This window comes from Fluviicola sp. (genome assembly GCF_029266855.1).
Classification (GTDB): domain Bacteria; phylum Bacteroidota; class Bacteroidia; order Flavobacteriales_D; family Crocinitomicaceae; genus Fluviicola.
The window spans coordinates 136,455-157,687 of record NZ_JAQSWB010000001.1 but is presented as its reverse complement, the minus strand read 5'-3'; the positions used below and the strand labels follow the sequence as shown (position 1 = coordinate 157,687).

17 protein-coding genes are annotated in these 21,233 nt (G+C 39.5%); 6 read left to right on the top strand and 11 right to left on the bottom strand.

What is annotated here, in order from left to right; translation table 11 throughout:
- Positions 1-428: 428 nt before the first annotated feature.
- Positions 429-710: a helix-turn-helix domain-containing protein gene (locus K0S23_RS00675; RefSeq protein WP_300352865.1), complete on the top strand. Its 282-nt coding sequence runs from the start codon at positions 429-431 to the stop codon at positions 708-710.
- A gap of 7 nt (positions 711-717) precedes the next feature.
- On the opposite strand, the gene lhgO is transcribed toward K0S23_RS00675, so the two are convergent.
- A complete protein-coding gene (gene lhgO / locus K0S23_RS00670) occupies positions 718-1,929 on the bottom strand; it encodes an L-2-hydroxyglutarate oxidase (RefSeq protein WP_300352863.1) in 1,212 nt (403 codons plus the stop codon).
- A gap of 141 nt (positions 1,930-2,070) precedes the next feature.
- Here lhgO and K0S23_RS00665 point away from each other — a divergent pair, with 141 nt between their 5' ends.
- Positions 2,071-3,186 carry an acyltransferase gene (locus K0S23_RS00665; protein ID WP_300352861.1) on the top strand — a complete coding sequence of 372 codons (1,116 nt, stop codon included), beginning with the start codon at positions 2,071-2,073 and terminating at the stop codon, positions 3,184-3,186.
- The gene (locus K0S23_RS00660; RefSeq protein ID WP_300352858.1) at positions 3,183-3,668 is read left to right on the top strand and encodes a GNAT family N-acetyltransferase; all 486 of its coding nucleotides are present in this window, start codon (positions 3,183-3,185) and stop codon (positions 3,666-3,668) included. The genes K0S23_RS00665 and K0S23_RS00660 overlap by 4 nt, the downstream gene beginning before the upstream one ends.
- Before the next feature lie 58 nt (positions 3,669-3,726).
- Here K0S23_RS00660 and K0S23_RS00655 read toward each other — a convergent pair whose 3' ends face one another.
- Positions 3,727-3,984: a hypothetical protein gene (locus K0S23_RS00655; protein ID WP_300352856.1), complete on the bottom strand. Its 258-nt coding sequence runs from the start codon at positions 3,982-3,984 to the stop codon at positions 3,727-3,729.
- A gap of 113 nt (positions 3,985-4,097) precedes the next feature.
- Here K0S23_RS00655 and K0S23_RS00650 point away from each other — a divergent pair, with 113 nt between their 5' ends.
- Entirely contained in the window at positions 4,098-5,474 is a 1,377-nt protein-coding gene (locus K0S23_RS00650; RefSeq protein WP_300352853.1) for an exonuclease domain-containing protein, read from the top strand.
- Positions 5,475-5,725: 251 nt separating this feature from the next.
- On the opposite strand, the gene secD is transcribed toward K0S23_RS00650, so the two are convergent.
- The 6 genes from secD to K0S23_RS00620 all read right to left on the bottom strand — a co-directional run bounded on the left by secD (position 5,726) and on the right by K0S23_RS00620 (position 13,193).
- Positions 5,726-8,728 carry a protein translocase subunit SecD gene (secD, locus tag K0S23_RS00645; protein WP_300352850.1) on the bottom strand — a complete coding sequence of 1,001 codons (3,003 nt, stop codon included), beginning with the start codon at positions 8,726-8,728 and terminating at the stop codon, positions 5,726-5,728.
- A 277-nt stretch (positions 8,729-9,005) separates the two neighbouring features.
- A complete protein-coding gene (locus K0S23_RS00640; protein ID WP_366944272.1) occupies positions 9,006-10,022 on the bottom strand; it encodes a glycosyltransferase in 1,017 nt (338 codons plus the stop codon).
- Between the two features lie 150 nt (positions 10,023-10,172).
- Positions 10,173-10,862 carry a hypothetical protein gene (locus K0S23_RS00635; RefSeq protein ID WP_300352847.1) on the bottom strand — a complete coding sequence of 230 codons (690 nt, stop codon included), beginning with the start codon at positions 10,860-10,862 and terminating at the stop codon, positions 10,173-10,175.
- A 71-nt stretch (positions 10,863-10,933) separates the two neighbouring features.
- Positions 10,934-11,695: a hypothetical protein gene (locus tag K0S23_RS00630; RefSeq protein WP_300352844.1), complete on the bottom strand. Its 762-nt coding sequence runs from the start codon at positions 11,693-11,695 to the stop codon at positions 10,934-10,936.
- On the bottom strand, positions 11,685-12,236 hold the full coding sequence (locus tag K0S23_RS00625; protein WP_300352841.1) for an HAD-IIIA family hydrolase: 552 nt from the start codon (positions 12,234-12,236) through the stop codon (positions 11,685-11,687). The genes K0S23_RS00630 and K0S23_RS00625 overlap by 11 nt, the downstream gene beginning before the upstream one ends.
- Positions 12,237-12,242: 6 nt before the next feature.
- On the bottom strand, positions 12,243-13,193 hold the full coding sequence (locus K0S23_RS00620; protein WP_300352839.1) for a glycosyltransferase family 2 protein: 951 nt from the start codon (positions 13,191-13,193) through the stop codon (positions 12,243-12,245).
- 355 nt (positions 13,194-13,548) lie between these two features.
- On the opposite strand from K0S23_RS00620, the gene clpB reads away from it, so the two are divergent.
- Complete coding sequence (clpB, locus tag K0S23_RS00615) at positions 13,549-16,173, top strand: ATP-dependent chaperone ClpB (RefSeq protein ID WP_300352837.1); 2,625 nt, start codon at positions 13,549-13,551, stop codon at positions 16,171-16,173.
- 297 nt (positions 16,174-16,470) lie between these two features.
- The gene (locus tag K0S23_RS00610; RefSeq protein WP_300352835.1) at positions 16,471-17,124 is read left to right on the top strand and encodes an ElyC/SanA/YdcF family protein; all 654 of its coding nucleotides are present in this window, start codon (positions 16,471-16,473) and stop codon (positions 17,122-17,124) included.
- Positions 17,125-17,184: 60 nt separating this feature from the next.
- On the opposite strand, the gene K0S23_RS00605 is transcribed toward K0S23_RS00610, so the two are convergent.
- The 3 genes from K0S23_RS00605 to K0S23_RS00595 all read right to left on the bottom strand — a co-directional run bounded on the left by K0S23_RS00605 (position 17,185) and on the right by K0S23_RS00595 (position 21,023).
- A complete protein-coding gene (locus tag K0S23_RS00605; protein ID WP_300352832.1) occupies positions 17,185-18,270 on the bottom strand; it encodes a lipase family protein in 1,086 nt (361 codons plus the stop codon).
- Between the two features lie 5 nt (positions 18,271-18,275).
- Positions 18,276-18,857: a lysozyme inhibitor LprI family protein gene (locus K0S23_RS00600; protein WP_300352830.1), complete on the bottom strand. Its 582-nt coding sequence runs from the start codon at positions 18,855-18,857 to the stop codon at positions 18,276-18,278.
- 81 nt (positions 18,858-18,938) lie between these two features.
- On the bottom strand, positions 18,939-21,023 hold the full coding sequence (locus K0S23_RS00595; protein ID WP_300352828.1) for a TonB-dependent receptor: 2,085 nt from the start codon (positions 21,021-21,023) through the stop codon (positions 18,939-18,941).
- Between the last annotated feature and the right edge of the window lie 210 nt (positions 21,024-21,233).

Below are 21,233 nucleotides of genomic sequence, written 5' to 3'. Positions count from 1 at the left end.
TACCAAAACGCAACAGTCAGTTATAATTCTACTAGATTAGTCGAGTATTCAGATCTTGTTGAAGTTAGCCAAAAAAAATGGCTACTCAAGATATCAGTTTGTTATTTAGAGTAACATAACAAATATATAATAATTTGTCTCTTAAACAAGTAAATCACTTATTATTTATTCAAAAAGTTTGAGTAACGGGCATATATTATAATTAATAAGGCTATGTTATGTCAGTGATTAAGTAAATCATTCAGAGCATGCTGTTGGAAACGTAGATCACCAAAAGCATTTTGCAATATTCACATATTGCTATTTTCCAACATTGCAATATTGCCATGTTGCAATTTCTGAATTTAACAAATTTGCTATTGTTTCAAATGAACTTTTCAACTAACTTAAAATAAATCAATTCATTATTTACTAAAACAATTACTCAAATGGGAGCAAGAAAAGATTACAATTATTCACCTGAAGAAATAAGCGGTTCACAGTTTGGAAGAGCAATTGCACACCCCGCAAGATTTAAAATGATAAAGATTCTTCTTAATTATGGCTCATTCAGAAATGTCGATATGTGCAAAAAGCTGGAAATGAACGTTTCTACCATTCACAGACATATTGAGATCTTAAAACAAGCAGATTTAATCCACATTGAATATGCAAGGCATGAATACTATATCACCCTGCATCAGGAAAATTATCAGCTATATCTCAACTAAATTGAATCTATTTTAATCCGAAATGCTTTTCGGCCTCGTCTACGATCTGGCCACCAATTGCCAGCGATGCTGTTGCTGCCGGTGAAGGTGCATTCAAAACATGGATTGAGTTTTCATGGAATTCGAAACGGAAATCGTCACGTGTATCTCCGTCTTCTGCCAATAGAAGTGCTCTCACCCCTGCTCTTCCCGGATGAATATCTTCCATCGTCAAAGTTGGAATAATGCGCTGCAATGTTTTTAGGAATAAGCGTTTTGAAAATGCCCTGCGATATTCATCGATCCCGAATTTCATATTATTGAAAAACAATTTCCAGGTTCCTTTATAAGTTAAAGCATCAAACGTATCCTTAAATGAAAAGTCGGTTTTTCCGTAACCTTCTCGTTTAAATGTAAAAACGGCATTCGGACCACATTCGATTTCACCATTTGTCATGCGGGTAAAGTGCACTCCAAGGAAGGGAAAATCAGGATTTGGAACCGGGTAGATCAGATTTTTTACTTTGTATTTCGCTTCTTCGGTTAATTCATAATAATCACCCCGGAAACCAACTACTTTCTCTTTCAACTTTACTCCGTCTTTCTTTGCCAAACGATCCGCTTGCAATCCTCCGCAGAAAATCAGGAATTTAGCTTCAATGTTTCCTTTATTTGTTGCAATGATTGTTCTTTCGGATGAACGGTCAATTCCTACTACTTCGTGACTTAACTTCATGGCGCTTTTCGGCTGCATGGAAAGTGCAATCTCAGCCATTTTCTCCGTAGCTCCGCGAAAATCAATAATTCCGGTACACGGGACCCAGATGCCACCGATACTTTCTACGTAAGGTTCGATTTCCTTTACGCGTTTCGCGTCGATCATTTCAATTCCTTCTGTATTGTTCGCCAATCCATTCTGAAAGATCTTGTCCATATTGGACAGTTCGGAAGGATCCACCGCTACAACTACTTTTCCGCAAACATCATGAGCAATATGGTGTTCTTTGGCAAAAGCAACTAATTCATGGCGTCCTGAAACACAATTTTTAGCTTTTAATGAACCTGGTTTATAATACAGACCGCTGTGAATAACCCCGGAATTATTTCCCGTTTGATGATCAGCAAGTTTCGCTTCTTTTTCAATCAAAACAATTGCCAGGTCAGGGTAACGTTTCTGCATTTTATAAAGTGTTGCCGCACCTATGATTCCACCACCAATAATTGCTACGTCGAATGCCATGTAGATAAAAATTTGGTGCAAAGTTAAAAAAAGTCGCGGTTTTGAAGACGAAGACCAACAAAGGTTTGAGACAAAGTGAGACGGAAAAATCGAAATGATTACATTTGGACAACTTCCCAGGGAAGAAACCAAGAGCCGAACATGCAACAAGAAAAAATTCACTTTGAAAACCTGAATGGATTGCGATTCATTGGTGCTTTCATGGTTTTTCTTTTTCACGCGTTTACAATTAACAGGGAAGTGTGGGGATCGTTTTTTGAATCCGCACCTTTTATAGCGGTTCGAAAACTGACTTCCATCGGACATTATGGTGTCAATCTCTTTTTTGTACTGAGTGGATTCTTAATTACGTATCTGCTCCTGAAAGAACTGAAAGAACGTGGAAAAATTCATATTGGCTTCTTTCTCATCCGACGGATCCTGAGGCTTTGGCCTCTTTATTTTGTTATTGTACTTTTCGGGTTTTTCCTATTCCCTTATCTCCCGTTCGGAATTCATACCGTTCACGAGTTTTGGCGCTACAGTCTGTTTTTGTCAAATTTCGATGAGATCATCAATGGCAGTAGGGATTCTTTGAATTTTCTTACTGCTACCTGGAGTGTGAGTATTGAAGAACAGTTCTATATCGGCTGGGCCTTAGTGATCGGTTTTTTTCAATGGAAAACGATCCGTTCCTTCCGGATTTTCTTTTTACTGGTTGTAGGAGGCTCATTCGCTTTCAGATTTTACCATGCTGACAATCCTGCTTTCATTTATTACCATACGCTGAGTGTTATTTCCGATATGGCGATAGGAGGATTATTGGCAACCCTGGTTTTTGAAAGATCAGGGATCAGGATTGTAGAGGAGTTAAAAAAATGGCAGATCGCACTCATTTATCTTCTTGGAATTTCATTCCTCTTTGTTTCACATAAGATCCTTCCCGGAAGATTAATTGCTTTCGAAAGATTAGTTTCCGGAACCTTCTTCGCCTTTGTTTTAGTAGAGCAATTAAGAGCAAGGCATTCTTTTTTCAAAGCTGATCGAATCCCTTATTTTGCACGGGCCGGTAAACTGACTTATGGATTCTATTTATTTCACAGTTTACTCATTTACTATCTTTGTAAAACCTTCGAGTCAGTAAATTGGAATCAGCATGCAGCTTATTTTATTCTTTATTTTTTCATTTTACTATTCTCCAATAGCTTATTATCTGTTATTTCTTATCGCTGGTTCGAAAAACCAATATTAAACTTAAAACGCTATTTCAGGGCATGATCTCTATCGAACACATAAAACAGGAAGACAATGCGGCAATTGCAGAACTGATCAGGGAAGTTTTAACTGAATTTGGAGCCAATAAACCGGGAACCGTATTCACCGACCCCACAACCGATGCTTTATTTGAACTTTTTAAAACCGGCCAATCCCACTATTTTATTGCGAAAGAAAATGGAATCATTGCCGGTGGATGCGGAATTTATCCGACTGAGGGATTACCTGAAGGCTGCGTTGAATTAGTCAAATTATATGTTGCGAAAAGCTATCGTGGTACCGGATTAGGAAAACAACTGATCGAAAGATCCATTGCAGCAGCTACTTCTGAAGGTTATCGGGAGCTTTACCTGGAAACACTTCCGGAGTTACATATAGCTGTTGGTTTGTATGAACATTTGGGATTTGAATACCTCGATCGTCCATATGGAAATTCAGGACATTTTGCCTGTGATCTCTGGATGCGAAAAAAATTAGTGCATTAAACACGTAGGGACGCGATTAATCGCGTCCCTACGTGTTTTTTATTAAAATCATCTGATTTTATTGCAATCCGTTTAATTCTTCAACAAAATAAACACCCTTATCTTCCATCATCTGACGGATAGCAGGGAAATCTTTCTTTGATTTAGCTTCGTGAATCTTAGTCAAAACATCATCTCCAAAACTTAAAGCTTCGTCAATTAATTTCTCTGTAGCCTCTGTTTTAGATTCGTTATACAATTGGATTGAAAAACACTCATCAAGAACGTCGATGATCATTCCGTTCAATTGTTTTTTGATTAATCTCTTATTTGCCATTTTGATACAATTTTCAACAAATTTAAGGAATTATCCCTGACTTCAGCTAATTTTCCTGGTGATGTGACAATAGATTGACAAATCAAGCACTAAAAAATCCGTAAATTTGTGCCGTGAATTATGCAATTGTAGATATTGAAACAACCGGTGGATCAACCAAATCTTCAAAGATTACTGAGATCGCTATATATAAGCATGACGGAATTCAAATAATTGATTCATTTTCAACACTTGTAAATCCTGAAATGCCTATCCCTGAATTTATCTCAAGGTTGACAGGAATTCACGACAAGATGGTAGAGGATGCTCCCAAATTCTACGAAATAGCAAAACAGATCATTGAATTTACGAACGATTGTATTTTCGTAGCTCACAACGTGGGCTTTGATTACGGAATCATTCGCCATGAATTCAAATTGCTTGGTTATGATTACCGTAAAGCTCATTTATGCACTGTAAGGGCTTCACGCTATGTGATTCCAAACCACGAGTCCTACAGTCTTGGAAAACTTACGAAGGCACTTGGTATTAATCTTACAGACCGGCACCGTGCGAAGGGCGATGCAGAAGCAACAGCTCATCTGTTCACTCTTTTACATAAAACGGATTCAAAAGGATTACAGACATTTATCCAGGAAGAGGTCAATCCTAAAATCCTGCATCCGAATCTGGACCTTGAAATTCTAGAAGAAATTCCGAATAAACCCGGAGTTTATAAGTTCTATAATGATACCAATCAGCTTATCTATATTGGGAAAAGCAAACACATCAGGAAACGGATCGAACAGCATTTAAAAAACGTCAAAACCCTTAAAGGTTCGGTGATGAGGCAGGAAATTGCCCGTATTGAATTCGAATTAACGGGTTCGGAGTTAATCGCTTTGCTTTTTGAATCGGAACTGATTAAGGTGCACAAACCACAATACAACCGTGCGCTCAGAAAAAGCACCTTTGCTTACGGTTTGTTTGATTATGAGGATCAGGCAGGATATGTGCAGCTTTATGTCGATAAGATCAGTAAAACATCCAGCGCTCCGATTACTACTTTTACCACCAAGCGGGAAGCCAACGACTATATTTTTAACCTCGTTGAAAAACATCAGCTTTGTCAAAAATTGTGCAGCCTGGAAAAAAGCAGCGGAAGTTGTTTCGGATACCAGGTACGCAGATGCCACGGAGCTTGTGTGGGAACAGAAAATCCAGAATCCTACAATTTAAGAGTTAGCGAATTGATCAATTTACTGACGTTTGACGACGATAATTTCTTTATAGTGGAAAATGGTCGGGACAAGCGTGAAAAGAGCGTCATATGGATCGAAAATGGCTCATATCGTGGTTTCGGCTTTGTACCTTACTACACATTAAAGCAAGCGCATAGGAATTGGCTTCGATTTATTGATTTGCATCCCGAGGATAAGGATGCCAGAACGATTCTGCGTTATTACCTTAGAAAAAATCAGGAAACAGTAAAAATTCCCTTCGGAGGATAAATGATTCAGAATGAGAAGGATGTTTCAATCCTCATTCTCGCTCTCATTCTCTTTCTGGGCTATAGCCCTTCAGTCTTTTCTTTGGATTAAAATATTCCCTACAAGTAATGCGAGAACGAGTGAAACGATAACTATCATGGTCTGTGTGTTTTACTTTCTATTCTGATGTTGCTCTTACCTAAAGGTTGTAAAAAAAGGCATAAAAAAGCGGCTCATCTATTGAAGAGCCGCTTTTAATTAGTTAAGTATACTTATTTCTTAGTCTTGATCTTAAATGATCTCGTAAAGTCAACCAGGATAGGTGTAGCAACACACAGGGAAGAATACGTTCCGATCACAACACCGACAAGTAACGCAAACAAGAATCCTTTGATTGCAGGTCCACCGAAAATAAACATGATAAGCAACACCACAAATAAGATCATGGATGTGTTGAACGTACGACTCAAGGTCTTATTCAATGCATCATTGATTACTTCTTTCGCCTCATGCTGGTTCTTATCAAAATTCAAACTTTCACGGATACGGTCAAACACAATCACAGTATCATTCATCGAATATCCGATTACTGTGAGGATCGCAGCGATAAACGCCTGGTTCACATCCAGACTGAAAGGCAGGAACCCGTGAAGTAATGAGAATACGGAAAGTACGAATAAAACGTCATGAGCCAATCCTATGATCGCTCCAAGTGAATATTGCCACTGACCGAATCGAATGAAGATGTAGGCAAAAATTGCGATCAAAGCCAACGTAATTGAGAGTGTGGCAGAAGACCACATTTCTTCGGAAACAGAAGCAGAGATCGAACGTGTATCCGTTACCTGGATATCTCCGGACTTATGTTTGATCGTTTCAAATCCTTCTTTCATTTTCTCCTCTACTTTTGAAGTAGCAGAAGCATCAGCCAACAAATAGTTTGTTGTGATCTCTACGTTATAAGAATTTGATTTGTTCTTGATCTCCACATTCGATTTTTCACCGTTAGGTTCAATAAAAACAGACTCCATTGCCTTTCTGATAGTTTCGATATCTGCAGGCTTATCCATTTTCACACCGAAAGTTCTACCTCCCGTAAATTCAACACTTTGTTTCAGACCTCTTGTTGCAAAAGCCGCAATTCCAAGGATTGTAACCGTAATAGAGAAGATGTAGAAGTATTTTCTCTTACCGATCCAATCGAAACGGAAGTTTGAGAACATGTTGTGTGTGTATTTCGTGCTGAAAGAAATTTTTCTTCCTTTTTCCAATGAAGATGTAATGATCAGTTTGGAAATAATAATTGCAGAGAAAACAGAAGTAAAGATCCCGACGATCAATGTCGTAGCAAAAGATTCGATCTCACCTGTTCCGAAAATTTTCAAAATCATCGCAACCAATAAGTGAGTTACGTTCGCATCAATGATTGATGGCAATGCTTTGATGAATCCGATATTCACTGCCTCTTCTGAAGATTTTCCAAGAGCGTTTTCTTCTTTGATACGCTCGAAGATCAGGATATTCGCATCGACTGCCGTACCAATTGTTAGTACGATACCTGCGATACCTGCAAGAGTCAATACAGCTCCGAAAGATGCCAAACAACCAAAGATCAGGATTACGTTCACAGCCAAAGCGATGTTTGCTACCAAACCTCCTCTTCCGTAGTAGAAATACATGTAGATAAATACTGCAAGGAAAGCAAAAGCGAAAGAGATCAATCCTGCTTCGGAATTTTCTTTACCGATCGTCGGTCCTACTTTTGTTTGTTGCTTGATAACACATGGTGCAGGAAGTGATCCTCCGTTTAACAATCCGGATAAATCATCTGCTTCGGCAATACTAAAGTTTCCTGAAATCTCAGTGCTTCCTCCGGTAATAGGCTCATTTACAACCGGTGCAGAGTAAACTACGTTATCCATTGTAATTGCTACCGAACGACCAACGTTCTTCTCTGTCATTTGAGCCCATTTCTGAGAACCGTCAATTGACATCGTTACGCTTACTGTCGTTTGAAGTGATTGCTGATTGAATGAACGTACGGCAGACTTCACATCTTCACCGCCAACCATTGGTTTTCCGCCTTCAGGGATTCTTACAGCATATAATACATATCCTTTTTTACCGTCTCCGATATCTTCCAGGTTAGCTCCCCACATGAATTTCAAATCTTCAGGGAATAAACTGACAACATCGGAACGTTTCAGGATTTCATCAATTTCATCTCTGTCTTCAGCATTCGCCATACCAATACCCATTCCAGGCTGAACCTTCAAATAATCGAATAAAGGTTTTTTTGTTCCTTTTCCTTTCAAAGAAAGTGATTTGATCGGTTTGACAGGAGCTTGTTTAGTAGTATCTGCAACTGTAGCAGTGTCTATTGCTGATTTTTTGATCTCAGGGCTTCTTGAAACAATATTCGCATTAGACAATCCTTGCTGAATGTTCGGATCTTGTAACACATATGTTTCATAGAATTCAAGATTCGCAGTTGATTGCAATTTTTTGGCAACTGTTGCTTCATCCTGAACTCCCGGTAGTTCAATGTATAAACGGTTCTTACGTGATTCCTTCTGAATATTCGGCTGTGCAACCCCAAATTGGTTGATACGCTTACTCATGATCTGCTCTACTCCGTCCATGGAACTTGCGATCTTGTCATGGAAGTAACTTGCAACATCCGCATTCGAAGTGTTGTAAGACAGTTCTTTTACTTCAGAAATATTTAACTGGCGAACCAATTTATCGGAACCATTTCTTTTTTCGAATTGCTCAATGAACAAATCGATGAAATCTCCACCTTGGGTTGTATGAATTCTGTATGCTTCATCAAATGGAACCTGGAATTTTAAGTCTCGCGAACTGCGTGCATATGATTTAACAAACGCAGGAACATCAATTTCCATTGTTACACTCATACCACCAACCAAATCCAAACCGAAAGCCAATGAGCGTGCTTTAACGTCTTTAAACTTAGTTCCGATAACAGGATAAACAGATTTTTCTGCTTTCTCAGATAAAACCTGGTTGATCATTGCTGCTTTAGCAAGTTCAAACGCTTCGGGCTTGTTGAAGTCAATTACAGTTCCATTTGACAATGCAACTATATTACTATCTGTAGCCGCAGCTTTTACCTTTAACTCTTCAACTAGCACCAGTGCCTCTCGTTCAGCATCGTTTTCAACGTTAATTGCTACCCAAGTAAATGATAATTGATATACACATACCGCAGTAAGCAAAATCGTTAAAAACCAGAAAAATCCTTTATTACGCATTTTGATTGATTGTATTTTAAGGTCGCAAATATATCATTTACGGCTAAATAAATTCAACTTATGTGCAAAACCTTTTAAAAAAAATCCAGATAAGCGGAATTGGATCAGCGTCTTCCGGACTCATTAGTGCTGCAAAATCCAGTTAGTCCGATATGACAGTAAAACACAGAACTGTTTCATTGTTATATGATTATAGCTGCTTGAATTTAAATCAAGTCATTCATTTCAAAAAAATAACTGGATTTTTCACCTGTTTTAAGGCCCTGTATTAAGTGAATCAGTCGTAAAAAGTTTCCGTATACGCTGCGAACTCCTTCTTATTCAGGATTAATCGTTTCCATACGGCTGTAATAAATCCGGTTCCGTATCCGAAAAGCTGGATATAACTGGTGATAACCGACACAGAGCCAATTAGGAGACTCTTGTTTTTAATACTTGAATCAATTAAAAGCAGTATTACGTGAATGCCGATGGGAATCAGAAACAGAACTGAACAAAAGATGGAAAGAAAAACAAGTGCAATGCATCCGATTGTGAATAATGCCGGTGCAGCATGAACTATTTTAAGTGATTGCGGATGTCTTTTGTACAAATTAATTCGGGCAATGCCTGAATTAAAAACCTGCTTAAAGAATTGTTTGAAGCTGGTTCTTCTTTTGTGGTATACGAAAGCTTCTTTTATCAGGCGGGTTTTAAAACCACATGCTATGATTCGGATACTCATATCGATATCTTCTCCAAACCGCATGGGAGAAAAACCTTTTGATTTCTGAAAAACATCTTTGGAATACCCCATATTAAAGCTTCTGGGATGAAACTTTTCAAGCTTCTCGTTAACACCTCTGATTCCTCCGGTAGTCAAAAAAGAGGTCATCGAATAATTGATCGCTTTTTGCAAAATACTAAAATCTGCATGAGCATTATCCGGTCCTCCGAAAGCATCTATGTAATTCTCGCTCAGGGCCCGGCTGACAATTTTAAAATAATCAGGCGGTAAGATACAATCGGAATCCAAAAAGATCAAATAATCTCCCGAAGCTCGTTCGCTCCCGTAATTCCTGCTCAAACCGGGACCGGAATTATTCTTGAAAAAATAACTTAAATTCAGTTGATTTTGGTACTTCTCGCAGATTGCTTCACAAGAAACGCTGGAACCGTCTTCAACGATGACTACTTCAAATCCATGCTCCGTTTGTTGAACCATACTCTCAAGTAACTCTTCGACTTCCTTGGGTCTATTGTATACCGGAATTATAAATGAAATATTAATCCTTTCAACTTTTTCTATCTCCATCCTTTCGCATTGAACAAAAACAAGTCACAAAAATCCTTTTCATAAAAGAACACTTGTAAACTCCTTTCAGGACAAAATTAATTTTTAATTATGAATGTGAAGTATTAAAGTTCCGCTGTATTTCAGGTTGGGAGAAATCAGAATAAGTGGTTATTGCTGACCATACGATACAAGTCGCATTTCGAGTTCACGTCCTTTCTTTACATTGGTGGGATCTCCGTTGATTATAATGAAATCCTTAAAGTACTTGTATACCATTCCTACTCCCCTGGCATAAACTTCATACTTCCTGCGTGAATCAATAAAGGAACTGAAATCCTCTTGTTCAACAGTAACTGTAGAGGAAAAAGAGTTGTTGCCAACCGAATAGGACTGATGGAGGTTGGAATAATAACAATCAAGACCTTCTAATGTGTTGTATGCATTCATATTCCACTCATCATCCTCGCTGGGTGCAAAGACCAGTTTGATTACGCGGTTGTTTTCTTCCACAAGCTCGCCCCTCGGTCCATCTATTATAGCGGTCCAGACATCGTGAATGGTCCACGGTCCGTTTGCATCCGAACTGTAATAGCGCTCAAATTGTTTCGCTGCTCGACCTGAATTATCAGTCACAGGTGCACCGATAACTGTTTTTATGAAATAATCAAAGGTGTCTTTCTGTTGGATTTGCTGATCCACAAGTACTTCGTGAACGGAATAAATCACGTAATGACCTTCATTCAAAGGAAAGTAATCATAGTACATTTGCACAGGATCATCCTTCTTGCACGAGTTTATTCCAACAAAAGTAAGTAGTAATAAAATAGCTACCGCTATGGTTTTTAGATTCTTAAACATGGATCGAAAAGTACTAAAAAAGACTTTTTCGATGCCTCGTAAATGTTCAAAACGCGGATATAACTAAAAATTTAGCCGTTTGGATTGATTCCTTTATCTTTCAGTTGCTTTAAATGCTTCTCTAATTCCTTGCCTTCGATCCTCTTTCCGTAACGGTAATATTGTTTACCCGTTTCTTTTCCTGTATGATCATGGGCAGATTGCCAGCCATGCTGAATCCCTCCTTTGTAACGTTCCGTTATCATCGGCTTTCCGTTCGGATGATTTATTACAGCTACACCTTCTTTTTTACCGTTGATATAAGTAACCTTACTTTTAATAATTCCCGTATCGAAATACTCAATTACATCTCCGCTGATAACTCCCATTTTATAAGGTGTAACCTTGGCCACTATGACACGTTTATCACTCGGATCTTCAAACACGTAATAGATCGTTTGATTCCCGTTCAGTTTTCCTTTGGAATAAGTTTCCTTGGTACTCAATCTTCCGGAAGGCCCGTAATATTCCCAGATACTGTCTTTCTCTTGGTTTCTGAAAATTCCTTTTGCCATCAATACCCCGTTTTCGTGATACATCACGGAAGATGAACGTCCGGTTTTTTCATCGTGTTTAACAACTGCTTTTACTTTCGTTGACGGATAGTAATAAGTAAATGTCCCTACCGGTTTATCATCCTTAAACTGTCCTTTATATTCAAACGCACGGGATTTAGGATAAGTCTTTTGCCATGCTCCCTGTTTTCTTCCCTGTGTATCTTTCTGATTAAGCGATTGACCCCAGGTCTGAGGTGCAACAATAAATAGTGCAACAAAAATGATTCTAAACATCATAGTTCAATAAGTTTATAAATGATTCCAGTGAATCACAAGTTAAATCAGCAGTTCCATGCTCTAAAACACCTTCATGTTTTATAAACACGGTTTTCATTCCAAGTTTCCTGCCAAATTCAATGTCCGAGTCCGAATCACCTACCATGATCGATTTATTAAAATCAATTGCTGGAAACTCCTGCTTTGCTAAGATGGCCATTCCTGAATTTGGTTTTCTTAATGGTGAATTCTCGGAAGCCAGGTTCGGTGCAAAATAATATCGGTCAACATGCGCGTTTTCAGCTTCCAGTAATTCACTACAATAACTGTGGATTTCCGAAAGGTTACGTTCTGTCATGATTCCTTTACCGATTCCCTGTTGGTTTGTGACAACAAAAACGTGTGAAAACAGCTTGTTTGCTTTCGCAATGGATTTGGCAACTCCGGGAAGTAATACGAATTCATCGCTGTGTTTGACATAATCACCCATAAGCCGTTCATTGATCACCCCGTCCCGATCCAGGAAAAGGGTCCATGATCGATCCAAATGCCAGTTTTTCATGGAGATTTAGATTTCGGTTTCTATCAGGTAATGATTCCGGCTGGAGGAATTACGCCCGACCAGTTCTGCTAAAAACCCGGCCAGGAAGAATTGAACTCCCATGATCATCGCAGTAAGTCCGATAAAGAATTCTGTGCGCTCAGCCAGTTTAATTGCCGTAGAATGAAAAAATAATTTATCAATTGTAAGATAAGCAGCGATCCCAAACCCGATGATAAACAGTAATGATCCCATTGCCCCGAAAAAATGCATCGGTTTTTTACCGAATTTCCCCATAAAAACAACGGTCATCAAATCCAGGGGACCATTTAAAAAACGATTCAGCCCGAATTTGGTCGTCCCGTATTTTCTGGATTGGTGAATAACCACTTTCTCCCCTATTTTATTGAATCCGGCAAACTTGGCCAGAGGTGGAATATAGCGGTGCATATCGCCGTAAAGTTCAATACTCTTCACGACTGCATTCTTATAGGCTTTTAATCCGCAGTTGAAATCATGTAAATGAATTCCGGTCATTCGGCGTGCTGCCCAGTTGTATAATTTTGTCGGGATCGTTTTAGTCATCGGATCATACCGTTTTTTCTTCCAGCCTGAGACAACATCGTAGTCATCAACGGTAATCATCCGGTGCAATTCCGGAAGCTCATCAGGAGAATCCTGCAGATCGGCATCCATCGTTACAACGACTTTCCCCGTTGCTGCTTGGAAACCGGTATGCAAAGCGGCAGATTTACCGTAATTGCGCTGAAATTTAATTCCCCGAACATTCGAATCCGCTAATTTCAATGACTCAATAACCTTCCATGAACCATCCTTACTACCATCGTCAATGAAAATGATTTCATATGATAGCTTGTGATCGTTCAATACACGCTTGATCCATGCATGCAGTTCCGGTAAAGACTCTACTTCATTAAATAAAGGGACTACTATTGATAATTCAAGTTGATTTTCCAAGGTTTTAACTTTTGAACAAAAATAAGGATTCTAGCGAATTGGCAATTACTTTCAAACTCTGAATATTAATCTCCGTTGGTCTTCATAAAATGAATATCGCAGCAATGATGAAAATCACGATGATCGCAATGTATTGCCAAACATCAACAAAATACGGATAGAGTTTCTTATATGTTTCTTTGATTTTAGACATTGATCCAATTTTTCGCTAAATTACTACTTAAAACAATCACCTCACAAGATTGAATAATGTCATTTTGTCTGTTTGATTTTTTGTAAACTGTCTTTTTGTCTTGATATTATTCAAAATTGTGATTTGGTTCAGGATTTGACAAATAGAAGCAAAAAAACAAACATGGATAGCAATCAATTTACCATCAAAACTCAGGAAGTCATTCAGGCAGCTCAGGAGTATGCTCAGACAGAAGGGCACCAAGCTATCGAGAATGCACACCTATTGAAAGGAATCTTCCTCAAGGATGCGGATGTAGTTCCCTATTTATTGAAACAATCACAGGTAAATCCAAAAACCATAGAACTTGCTTTAGACCGGATATTAGAAGGCCAGAGTAAAGTTTCAGGCGGACAAATTTACCTTTCGCCTAAAGCCCAGGAAACACTCCAAACGGCTTTAAAGATCGCAAAAGAAAATGGTGACGAATATGCAACTATCGAAATGCTCTTCCTTGCACTGATCGATTCAAAAGATCAGATAGGACAGTTATTAAGAGATGCAAAACTCGACCGGAAAAAGGTTATAAAAGACATTATGGATTTAAGAAACGGAGAAAAAATCACTTCCAACCAACAGGAAGGAACATACAAATCGTTGGAAAAATATGCGAAGAATTTAAATGAACTGGCTAAAGAAGGAAAACTCGACCCGGTAATCGGTCGTGATGACGAAATCCGTCGGGTGCTCCAGATCTTAACGCGCAGAACTAAGAACAACCCTATTCTGATCGGTGAGCCCGGAGTTGGTAAAACAGCGATCGCAGAAGGGATTGCCCATCGTATTATCGACGGTGACGTTCCTGAAAACCTGAAATCCAAAATCGTTTATAGTTTGGATATGGGAGCTTTAGTTGCCGGAGCAAAATACAAAGGTGAATTTGAAGAACGCCTGAAATCTGTTGTGAAGGAAGTAACCAGCGCTGATGGCGAGATCATTTTGTTTATCGACGAAATTCACACACTAGTTGGTGCCGGTGGCGGAGAAGGTGCAATGGATGCTGCCAACATTTTAAAACCGGCCCTGGCAAGAGGAGAATTACGAGCTGTTGGAGCAACCACTTTAAATGAATATCAAAAATACTTTGAAAAAGACAAAGCATTGGTTCGCCGTTTTCAACCTGTTTTAGTAGATGAACCGGATACGGAAGATGCTATTTCAATTTTGCGCGGGATCAAAGATAAGTATGAGAATCACCATAAGGTTCTCATCAAAGATGCAGCGATCATTGCTGCAGTGGAATTGTCCCAGCGTTACATTACCGAACGCCATTTGCCCGATAAAGCGATCGATTTAATTGACGAGGCAGCTTCTAAACTTCGAATGGAAATCAATTCAAAACCGGAGGAACTGGATGAACTGGATCGTAGAATCATGCAACTGGAAATTGAACGCGAGGCAATTAAACGTGAAAATGACACCCGGAAACTGGAGGTTCTGGGTAAGGAGTTGGCAACGCTTGAAGAACAGCGTAATGCTTTCAATGCCAAATGGCAGGCCGAAAAAGACATTGTTGACGGAGTTCAAAAGACCAAGGAAATGATAGAAAACCTGAAGCTTGAAGCAGATCAGGCAGAACGCTCGGGAGATTATGGAAAAGTTGCCGAAATCCGTTACGGTAGAATCAAAGAAGCTGAAATCCAATTGGAAGAAGCTAAGAAAAAACTGATCGAAATGCAGGCAAATTCCAAGTTGATCAAGGAAGAAGTAGACGCACAGGAAATTGCCGACGTGGTTTCGAAATGGACAGGAATCCCGGTATCAAAAATGGTTGAAAGTGAAGTTTCCAAATTACTTCGCTTAGAGGATGAACTTGGAAAACGAGTGGTTGGCCAGGAAGAAGCGATCGAAGCACTTTCCGATGCCGTGAGACGAAGCCGAGCCGGATTGCAGGATATGCGTAAACCGATCGGTTCCTTCATTTTCTTAGGCCCGACGGGAGTTGGTAAAACCGAACTCGCAAAGGCATTGGCTGACTTCCTGTTCAATGATGAAAATGCAATGACTCGCATTGATATGTCGGAATACCAGGAAAAACACAGTGTGAGCAGATTAGTCGGAGCGCCTCCGGGATATGTTGGTTACGATGAAGGCGGACAATTAACGGAAGCCGTGCGAAGAAGACCATACTCGATCGTTCTCCTGGACGAGATTGAAAAAGCTCATCCGGATGTCTTCAACATCTTACTTCAGGTACTCGACGATGGACGCTTAACAGACAATAAAGGAAGAACGGTGAATTTCAAGAACACGATCATCATCATGACTTCCAACATGGGTTCTCATCTCATCCAGGAAAGCTTTGAAGGCGTGAAAGAAGAGAACTTGCACGAAGCTATGGAGAAAGCGAAATTTAAAGTTTTGGAGTTACTGAGACAAACCATTCGTCCGGAATTTTTAAACCGGATTGATGAAACGATCATCTTCACTCCTTTGAATAAACGTTACGTAAAACAAATTGTTCAATTGCAATTGGATCAGTTAAAACGGATGTTACTCGACAAAGGAATCAAAATATACATGACCGAAGAAGCTAAAGCACATTTGGTTGAAGCAGGTTATGATCCGCATTTCGGTGCACGACCGGTAAAACGCGTCATCCAAAAACAAGTGCTCAACGAATTATCCAAAGCATTATTGGCAGGAACACTGGATACTTCACAGACAGTTGTCATGGATATTTTCGATGGTAAAATTGTGTTTAGAAAAGCAATTAACCAGGAAGAGGAAATTCATGCAGATGAATAAATAGAATTTAATAGCCCAAGAAAAAAGCGAGCGTCCGTGAAAGTGGATTTCTCGCTTTTTTTTGTGAGAAATTGATTCGGAAATGGCGAGTGTAAACCACAGTTGTATTGGCGAGAAAAGTATTCGCGAATTTGACAAATTCAAAGATGAGCATGTTAGTAAACTTATTTACAAGTAAGCGATAAATCAGTGGTATCACAACCAATTAATCACTAAAATCCAACACCACATTTCTTTCCCTTTTCTACTTCCAATTTCAGTTTATCCATTACTTTTACACCAACTTATTTCTAATAAATGAAGCGCAAACGGAACTGGCCTCGAATCATTAAACGAACGGCAATTTTCACCTTCCTTTTCGGACTGTTTTGGTTCTTTGGAGCCAACTGGGCAATCGAATCCAATGCTGAAGGAAAGATTTTTGATCAGGTGGGTGATTGCCCAAAAGTAAAAGTTGCGCTTGTTCTCGGAACTTCCCGAACCAATAAACACGGAAATGATAACCTCTATTTTTCATATAGGATAAGAGCTGCTGTCGAATTGTACCGTGCCGGAAAGGTAAAATACATCCTGGTAAGCGGTGATAACAGCATCGCTACTTATGATGAGCCGACCGATATGAAGAATGCGTTGATTGCAGCCGGAATACCCGGAAAAAGAATCTTCCTCGATTATGCCGGATTCAGAACACTGGATTCAATGGAGCGCGCTTTGAAAGTATTTGGTCAAAAAGAAGTTATTGTTATTTCCCAACGCTTTCACAATGAACGTGCAATCTATCTGGGAGAGCATTTCGGAATGACGGTCTACGGATATAACGCCCAGGATGTTGCCAAAATGGGTGGTTTTAAAACAAAGGTCCGCGAACGTTTTGCAAGAATGAAAGTCTTTTGGGACATCCTGTTTGGTGTGGATTCTAAGTTTTTGGGAACGCCCGTAAAGATCGGATGATTTAAGTCAATCAATCGTGTCCCGATAGAAATTGTGACACATTCGTAATTGAATATCTCCTTATTCAGGCAGCTTTTCCATCATCAACAAATAGGGTTCCAGCATGTGATTCATAAAGATCTCTTTCGGATCTTGGGGGAATTTCCTGTAATATTCCACATCCGGGTAAAGGATTATGAAATTCCCGCAGCGTGTAAAAGCTGTTGAACTGGCTAATTGAGGAGGCTCAAAACCTTTTAAATTCCTGGTCATTAACTTTCCTACTTTTCTCCCTAAATATTTTTCAAAACTTCTTTGTGTTTTTTTGGAAGGTCTATCCATTTTGTTGTACATGTGCCGAACCACAAGTCTTGGGAAAAATGGCAGTTTTTTAATTGCTTTTTTAGCATCCCTGAATGGATTCACAGTATTAAAATCATTCACCGTTTGTACAGAAAAAGGTGATTCCGGTACCCAATCCAACGAGTTAACAGTATTGTATGCCCAGCCACTTTGTGTCATTTTTTCATAGTAATAGGCGAAATATAAATTCCCCGGCTTAGGAGCTGCACTGCAATAGGTTTTAAACTGAACGTCTGCCGGAATGATCCCGTTTTCTTTCATGATTAAAAGATGGGCCGTAAGCAAATATGCCAGGGCTCCACCCTGACTGTGTCCTGTAATATAAAATTCTTTCTTCCCCTTGTCGATCTCTGCAAAAAGCAGCGAATCCATATCTTTCCACAAACAGCCCAAAGCCGTTGTCCAGCCTACATGTACCAATGCTTTCGGGTCTTTGGATAATTCGTAATAAAAAGTGTCCTTTTCACTGGTTTTAATCCATCCCTTTGCCGGAATCATTCCTGCATAGAAATTGGCTCCCCAGCTCGCAAAGGTTCCGGTTGTTCCGCGTAAGGATAAAACACCTACTCCCGCTTTATCTTCCCAATAATCCCATTTATTATCAAAACCCAGGGTTTCCGAACGGTATTTAAATTCAAATCTTTCAGGAGATGGCATGGAATCCCAAAAAGTGGTGTCGGCAAAGCGAAAGTTGACTTTCAGTAACTCCATTGCTTCGTATTTGTCGTAGCCGGGTTTCAATTGAGCATACGAATAGCCGGAAACAAAATAAAGGAAAAGGAAAATAAGCAGTTTGTTTTTCATCGAATTCAGATTAGGTGAGTCAGGTAATTTATTAAGGTCAAAAGCCGGTTTTTCTGTTGATTCATTAAACGCTCGGTGTATTCAATGGAATGAAGACTCCCGCCTCCGCTGTATTCCTCCTGCATTAATTTTCCTGCTAAAGCCCGTTCTTTTTCCATCAATGATTTCCAATCTTTTTGTGAGGAGATCACCAGGTCTTTATCTTTATCCTTCATTTTGGAAAGGAGAATATTGAAGTAGATTTCAACCAGCTTCTCATATTCCGATGCACAGGCAAGATTCGCTTTGTTTATTCCGAGGGTTGTGGCTTCTTTATCCAGTTGTTTCTGGCGCAAATTATCAGCTATGAAAGTATCTTCCAAAAACCGACGGCGAATCGAATCTGAAAAATCACTCGCTCCGGTTTCTCTTTCTGAATAATCACTTGCCCCTCCCTCTCTTTCCGGGTGTTGTGACAATTCATGCCACCTTTCCCTCAATTCCACACGCCACTTTGTTTTCAAAGTTTCCATTTCAGAATCTGAAATTTGGGCATGAACCGATGAATAGCGCAAAACAAGGAATAGGAGAGCAATTCTGAGAATCATGTTTTTATTCTAAAAATAATCAATCTCTCCTATTAATTGAAATTAATAGAGACTGAAATTGAATTTTGCATTTTGAATTCCTCAATGTTTATCTCCTATCACCCATTTAAGGTCTACGAATACAGTTCGTGGTCTTGGCGGACCGTAAACGAAATTACTGTCGCGGTATTTGGAGGTGTCGAAGTCATTTTGATAGCTGTCGAAAAGATTTTGAATTCCCAGGCCTATCCGAACCGTTTGCTCAAATTTATGAATGTGAATGGCATGTTCTGCCCGAAGTCCTAGATCCCAGAATGATTTCGTATGCAAGACCTCATCGTGATCCAATTCAGGTGCACCGCCGAAATGTGGAACCAACATGCTTCCGGTGTAAACACAATTGAGAGATCCTGACCAGGATCCTTCCGGAAAGATAGAAATCGTTGAGGAACCGTACACATTCGGAGTTCTTAGGAATTGTTTGATCGGTTCAACTTCCAGTGACCATTGTTGTGCTTCTGTAAAACGCGATTCCTGGTAAGTAAGGTTCAAATCGACCTGGAGGTATTTGTGCCAACGTACACGAACGGATTCACTCAATCCGCTTACTTCCGCATTGGATCCGTTTGTTCTCAAAAGCAGGGTTTTATTCGGATCGCCGCTTGGTATTTCATTCAGGACAAAGGAGTGAAGCAACTGGGTATGGAAAAGTGATAATTCGGATGAATAAAGCATGCGTTTTCTTCGTCTGTTCCAATTTACCTGCGCTGAATAAGCATGCGATTTTTCGCTTTTCAAGTCTTTATCAACCCGGATTTGAGAGATTCCGCCATTTGCAAAAGCGATGTGCATGTCCGTTTCAAAAACCTGGGGCGCTTTAAATCCGTTTCCATAGGACAAACGAAACTGCCATTGTCCGTTCGGTTTAAATAAAAGAGCCGCACGGGGTGTAACAATCAGATTCTGGACTTTGGAATGATTCGTAGTTCTGATTCCTGCGACAAACGACCACTTTTCCCCAAGATCAAATTGATCCTGTAAAAATCCAGCCACCTGGGTGATGTTCTGATCCACAAAATAATCGTAACCCCTTATTTCATCCTGGATAACATCATAATAGTGTTCCAGGCCGCCAATAAGTGTGGACTTACCTTTTTGTCCTATCTTTTGCACGAAACTGAACTGGGCACCTGACTGTAAGGTAACATTGTTTGTTTTTCCCCAGGCATCCGCATGATCCAGTCCGGTATAGTGATGCCTGTTTGTTTTTTGATAGCCTGTATAAGCCTGAACATTCCATTTCTTATTCCGGGAGTTCCAAATCCCGGAAAACTGACCAATACTTGTAATCTGGTTCCTGAACTCACTTTGGTCTGCCTGCAATTGCGGATCTCCATTCCAGTATTGTCCTCCCTGGCGTTGTTCGTGTAAGACCCAAAAGTCTGCATGCAACTCAATAGATTTTCCAATTTTCTGGAAAGCATTAATTCCCAGCAAGGAGTTGTTAATTCTCGGAATTTCCGTGTACCCATCCTTATTGCGGTCATAACCATCTCTGGTCTTATTCATTCCGGAGAATAGAAATCCACTCTTTTTTGATTTTGAAAGATACGCTCCGTTGACCTGAACAGCTTGTTCAACCGGACCATTGGGAATGATGGATACTTTATCCGAAACTTCAATGAAATTGTATTCCGGGTGCTTGGTAATGATGTTGATAGTCCCTGCAATTGCATTCGAACCATAAAGAACCGAACCTCCACCGTTGACTATTTCAATACGGTCAACAATATTTGTTGGGATTTGCTCCAAACCATAAAGCCCCATGAGTGAAGAGAATAAGGGCCTGCCGTTAATCAGTATCTGGGAATACGAACCACCCAAACCATTCATCCTGACTTGCGTGTAATTGCATGTCTGACAATTGGTTTCCATTCTTATTCCCGGAGAAAATTTGAGCGCATCGGAAATCGATGAAGCGGAAATAGCTCTGAAAAGCTTTTGATCTAAGGTCGAAACAGAAACAACACTATTCTTTTTTAGTTGAGCGATCCTGCTTCCGGTAATCGTTACTTCCTCTATTTCTTTAAGGGAATCCCGAAATGTACGCAAACTATCAGGCACTTGATTTTGAGCTGATAAAAGCGAAACTTCACACAAAACTGCTATCAAAATAATATAACGCACAAAAAAATATTTATGCAAATATAAAACTATTTTTAGTCTTGTCTAAAATTATTTTAAAAAGAATCTAAAAACAATATACAGGACCTTTATAAACCACAAAGAACACGAGGATTAATTATAACAAACTCTTTGGAGCGGCTAATCAAATTCAGTGTCATATAAAAATTAAGAAACCTCTTAGAAATCTTTGAGTGCTCAATACTCTTAGTT